The sequence below is a fragment of the Lentzea miocenica genome, assembly GCF_033949945.1.
Lineage (GTDB): Bacteria > Actinomycetota > Actinomycetes > Mycobacteriales > Pseudonocardiaceae > Lentzea > Lentzea miocenica.
Genome location: NZ_JAXAVW010000099.1, coordinates 1 through 983 on the forward strand (window position 1 = coordinate 1; position 983 = coordinate 983).

At 66.5% G+C, this 983-nt stretch carries 1 protein-coding gene; it reads right to left on the minus strand.

Features of this window, described 5'->3' with window-relative positions; translation table 11 throughout:
* Positions 1-23 precede the first annotated feature (23 nt).
* Positions 24-917: an IS982 family transposase gene (locus tag SK803_RS46355; protein ID WP_319972644.1), complete on the minus strand. Its 894-nt coding sequence runs from the start codon at positions 915-917 to the stop codon at positions 24-26.
* Positions 918-983 lie beyond the last annotated feature (66 nt).

Sequence of the window (983 nt, forward strand, 5' to 3'; positions counted from 1 at the left end):
CTAGACGAGTAAGTCCTAACTGATCAGTGGTCGTAGGCGATCAGGGATCTGGTGGTGGGCTGGCCGGTGGCGCGGTTGTGCCAGATCGCGGCGGTCAATGCGAGCAGGCGTTGGGCGATGCGGGCGGTGACGCCGTCGATGGTGCGTCCGCCGTGCAGTTCGAGGTCGAGCTGGCCTTTGAGGGTGTCGTTGACCGATTCGATCAGCTGGCGGACGGGTTTGAGCAGGTGCTGGGCCGGGTGCGGGGTGCGGTTGCGATACGACGGGCGCAGCAGCCGGACCCCGCGTTCGGCCAGGAACGCGTCCAGTTCGCGGGAGATGTAGCCCTTGTCGCCGATGATCAGCAGGCCGGGCCGGTCGGCCAGCACGGACGGGTCGTGGTCCAGGACGGCCATCAGTACCTGGCGCTCATCGAGTTTCGGGTTGGCCAGGGCCCAGGTGATCGGGAGTCCGGCCGGGGTGCAGACCAGGTGCAGGCGCAGGCCCCAGAAGAACCGCGAGTGTGACGAGCAGTAGCCGTAGCCGGCCCAGCCGGCCAGTTCGGAGCGTTTCGCGGCTTCGCGGGAGCGGGCGCACTCGACCGGGGTGGAGTCGACCACCCAGGTCGCGTCGGTCCACAGGTCGGTGTCGGCGGCGAGCAGCCGGATGACTTTCTTGAGCAGCGGGACCGCGGTGCGTAGTCGCTTGTTGTAACCGGATTGCTGTGGCAGGTAAGTGAAAGCGCCGGGCAGGTGGCGAGGCAGGAACCGCAGCCAGCGAGCCTCGGATCGGATGCCGAGCAAGGCTTGGGCGACGGCGAGGGTGAGTAGTTCGGCGTCGGTCAGCCGCGGTGGCCGTCCGGTCCGGGCGGGCCTGCCCAAGTGGTCATCGATCTTGACGTAAAGTGCGGTGAGAAGGGTGTTCAGGTCTGTCGTCACAAACGGATCTTGAACACCCTTCGTCCGTCTTCAGGCACCGCCCGGACTTAGGACTTACTCGTCTAG